Source organism: Collinsella sp. AF31-11 (genome assembly GCF_003475605.1).
Taxonomy (GTDB): Bacteria; Actinomycetota; Coriobacteriia; order Coriobacteriales; family Coriobacteriaceae; genus Collinsella.
In genome coordinates this window covers 1-4,429 of the sequence record NZ_QRQS01000007.1, presented here as the reverse complement: position 1 = coordinate 4,429, position 4,429 = coordinate 1, and the positions used below count along the sequence as shown (strand labels likewise).

At 57.7% G+C, this 4,429-nt stretch carries 2 protein-coding genes and 1 pseudogene; 1 reads left to right on the top strand and 2 read right to left on the bottom strand.

Going from position 1 to position 4,429, the window contains the following annotated elements; translation table 11 throughout:
- Positions 1–128: 128 nt before the first annotated feature.
- A complete protein-coding gene (locus tag DWZ22_RS05565) occupies positions 129–3,041 on the top strand; it encodes a type I restriction endonuclease subunit R (RefSeq protein ID WP_118405640.1) in 2,913 nt (970 codons plus the stop codon).
- Between the two features lie 225 nt (positions 3,042–3,266).
- On the opposite strand, the gene DWZ22_RS05560 is transcribed toward DWZ22_RS05565, so the two are convergent.
- On the bottom strand, positions 3,267–4,001 hold the full coding sequence (locus DWZ22_RS05560) for a 3'-5' exonuclease (protein ID WP_158573302.1): 735 nt from the start codon (positions 3,999–4,001) through the stop codon (positions 3,267–3,269).
- 234 nt (positions 4,002–4,235) lie between these two features.
- A pseudogene (locus tag DWZ22_RS10460) lies at positions 4,236–4,429 on the bottom strand (hypothetical protein); the annotation flags it as partial.

The following is a 4,429-nucleotide window of genomic DNA, read 5'->3' as shown; positions in this document are numbered from 1 at the left end:
CGAACTCCAGAAGGAGTTCGCCGACTTCGTCGCCCAGGTCGACAAATCGAAATTTGCCGTACAAAAGGCCCTCGATGAGCTAAACGCCACGACGAAGAAAATCTTGAACCAGGAGTTAGGACTCGGAGATGTTTAACGAGGACAACACCATCGAGCAAATGAGCGTCGAGGCGCTTGCCAGCCTTGGCTGGAGATACGTTGCTGCCGAAGACCTCCCGCGCCGCCATGCCGACGTCATGGTCGAGCCCATGGTCAAGGACGCCCTCATCAGGCTTAACCCGGAGATCGCAGAAGACCCCGATCGCGCCGACGAGATCATCTACCGACTCAGGGCCCTCATTCAGTCCACAAGTCCGCAGAACCTGGTCTCCACCAACGAGCGGTTCAAAAAGCTCGTCATCGAGGAGAACTCATTCCCCTACGGCAAAGACGGCCGCATGGTCCCCATCCGCTTCTTTGGCACGGCGGCGGACGGCGATCTTGACAAAAACGAGTACATCGTCACCAACCAGTGGGTCTACCCCCAGGAGCAGGGCGGCAAGCGCCTCGACCTCGCCCTTCTTGTCAATGGATTTCCGCTCGCCATCGGCGAGTTCAAGACGCCGGTGCGCGATTCGATAACCTGGCTCGACGGCGCTGGCGACATCGCTAAATATGAGAAGAGCATCCCGCAGATGTTCGTCTGTAGCGCCATCAACTTCGCCAGCGAAGGAAAATGCTATCGCTACGGGTCGGTGAACATGCCTCCCGAGATGTGGGGACCCTGGCATGAGGGCGACAAGAAGAGCGAGGGCGCACTTGCCGACGTCAAGAGAAGCATGGCATCCATGCTAACCCCCACGAACGTCATGGACATCTTCCAGTTCTTCACGCTCTTCGCCACCGACAAGAAGCATCGACGCATCAAGCTGATCTGTCGTTACCAACAGTTCGAGGGCGCGAACCTCATCGTGGACCGCGTCCGCGCAGGATACCCGAAGCGTGGCCTCATTTGGCATTTCCAGGGCTCAGGAAAGTCACTGCTCATGGTATTCGCTGCCCAGAAGCTGCGCATGGTCCCCGAACTCAAGAACCCGACCGTCGTCATCGTGGATGACCGAATCGACCTCGAGACCCAGATCACGGGGACCTTCAACGCATCCGACATCCCCAACCTCGCAAGCGCCGGCAGCAAGGAGGAGCTTGAGTCCTTCTTCAAGCAGGACATGAGAAAGATCCTCATCACCACCATCTTCAAATTCAGCGAGGTTGCGGGGACGCTCAACGAGCGCGAGAACATCATCCTCATGGTCGACGAGGCGCACCGCACCCAAGAGGGCGACCTCGGCGAGAAGATGCGACTCGCCTTGCCAAACGCCTTCTTCTTCGGCTTGACCGGCACGCCCATCAACCGAACCGACAAGAACACGTTCCACACCTTCGGTGCCAAAGAGGACAAGTCCGGCTACATGAGCCGCTATTCCTTCGCCGACTCCATCCGCGACCACGCCACATTGCCGCTCCATTTTGAAACCGTTCCCGTCGAGCTCCACGTCAACCAAGAGGTCGTGAACGCCGCCTTTGACGAAATGACCCGAGACCTCAGCAAAGAGGACAAGGCGGAGCTCACCAGGCGCGTCAAGATCGAGTCCGTCATGAAGGCCCCCGACCGCATCCACAAGGTATGCGAGCACATCGCCAAGCACTTCAAGTCAAAGGTTGAGCCCGACGGCTTCAAGGCGCAGGTAGTCTGCTACGACCGAGAGTGTTGCCTGCTGTATAAGGATGAGCTCGACAAGCTCTTGGGCACTGATGCAGTCACCATCGTCATGGACACGAACAACGACAAGGAAGACCGCTACAAGGCATACCGTCGAGATCGCGATGCCGAGGAAAAGCTCCTTGACCGTTTCCGCGACCCGGACGATCCGCTCAAGATTCTCATCGTCACTGCAAAGCTGCTCACGGGGTTCGATGCGCCCATCCTGCAAACTCAGTACCTTGACAAGCCCTTGCGCGACCACACGCTGTTGCAGGCAATCTGTCGAACCAACCGCGTCTACAACGACAAGAAGACATTCGGTCTCATTGTTGACTATATCGGCCTCTTCGACAACGTCGCCAAGTCTCTGCACTTCGACGAGGCCGAGGTGCAGAAGGTTATAACCAACATCGATGAGGTAAAGGCCGAGCTACCCGGGCTTATGCATTGCTGTCTTGAGTACTTCTCGACGGTCAGAGACCGCCGCAGCGCGGATTGGGAGTCCCTTCTCGAAGCTCAACAATGCCTGCCAACGACAAAGGTGAAAGACCAGTTTGGGGCCGACTTCTCGGTCTTGAACAGAGCGTGGGAAGCCCTTTCGCCCGACCCATGTCTCAATCCCTACAAGCCCGATTTCATCTGGCTCTCGCAGGTCTACGATTCCGTGAGACCGGTAGACAATCGCGGGAAGCTCATCTGGGCAGCGCTCGGGCCCAAGACAATCGAGCTCGTGCACGAGAACATCACCGTCGAGAGAGTCCGAGACGATGACGACATCCTTGAACTCGACGAGGACATGATCGAGCACTTCATCAACGACAAGAGCAATACCGAGAAGATCACGCGTAAGCTGGAGATAGATCTCGTCGCCCGAATCCGCAGGCACGATAAGAATGGCAAGTTCCAGAAGCTCGGCGAGCGCTTGGAGGACCTGAGGGAACGTCACGAGCAAGGTCTCATCAACAGCGTCGAGTTCCTCAAGATGCTCATCGACCTCGCCAGAGAGGCTCGAGCGGCCGAAAAGGAAGTCGTGCCCGAAGAAGAGGAGGACAAGGGCAAGGCGGCCCTCACAGAACTCTTCAATGGTGTAAAGAATGGGGACACGCCTATCATCGTCGAGAACATCGTCGGCGACATCGACGAAATCGTTAAGATCACCCGATTCGACGGTTGGCAGGCAACCACAGCAGGCGTCAAAGAGGTCAAGAAGCAGCTACGCGCCATTCTTTGGATGCGCTACAAGCTCAAAGACCAGGCTCTTTTTGATAAGGCGTATTCGTATATTGAACTCTACTATTAGGCAACAGAAGACAGGTCTCTAGGGACGCTCCGCATCAACCATTTCATCGGATGCGGAGCATCCCAATTTGAACGAGCAACGTCTTGCGACGGGTAAACACTGCAACCCCCAATGGCCCGCTAACCCTTTCATAATCTGGTGGTTAAGTCTTCACTAGAAGCCATCCACACTTTGTAGTTAATTGATTCCCTCTTCACAGGCGAAAACGACAATGATGTCCGTACCCTATTTCCCCTCCGCTTTCAGCTTTAGCAGCAGGTCGCCCAGCTCGGGGCACTTGCTAGAAAGGCGCGTCTGAGCTCGCTCGCCCATCCCCCACCGTTGGCGGACTTCCTGGGCGCGCGGGCTCACGCGGTAATCCCCGTCCATCACGTGCTTGAGCAGCTTGGCGGTCACGCGCGCATCGGCTAAGGCGCTGTGGGCGTGGCCCGTCGACTCGTCGAACTCGATGCCGAACCACGTTGCCGCGTCGCCCAACGAGACGCGCCCGTGGCTGCCCATGTCCATGATCGAGGTGTAAAACGCCTGCAGGTCGGCCCAGTCCGTAGGAAATGCGGAAAGGTCGATGTGCTTTGCCTGGCACTCGGTCAAAAGCTGTCGCCGGTCCGCCCCGCTCCAACAGACCACCTGGGCGGAGTAGCGACCGATCCAATCGCTGAGCCTTTTGATCACCACATAGAGCGGATCGGCCATCGCGGTGTCCACGGCCGATATCCCCGTAAGCTCGCGGACGGGAAACGCAACGCCTTCGGTAAATTCTGTCTGCACAAACTGCGAGAACTCGCCCATAACGTTGCCGTGATAATCGAGCTTGACGGCGCCGACCTCGATAATCTCGTTGCGCAGCCCACGTCGCTGGCGCTGCTTTGGCACCGGCGCAAACTCAAAGTCCAGCACAATCTGGCGCGCAAAGTTCGTCGTATCGATAGCCGAGATGCACGGCGTCTTTTCAGCTGACACGGTTAGGGCCTTTCTCCGTTGCCTGCCGCTTGCTACATAGGCGGCTACATTGCCGTAAGGATAGGCGCCCGTGCGGACATGAAAGCGGGGCGCAATACCATGCGCCAAGCACACGCCATGCAGACGGTGTTAGTGTCGGAAAAATTTAGCCAAATATAGTCGGCCGAGATTGACCAATCCCGGCCGACCCATTTTGGCCAACACGCCCGCATCTATGACTTTCCTATCGCATTCCTACATCCCCTCGGGCTGGATCCCCCTCACCTTCACCGCCTGGGGGACGGCCTCCACCGAGTACGTGTCGAGCCCCCTGCCGCGGTAGCTCGGGCCCCGCATCACGAACACCGACGCCTTGTCGAGCAGCCTGTCGAGGGCGGCGTGTTGGCGCCACCAGCGTAGTGGCGGCGGGGAGGCACGGTGGCCATTAT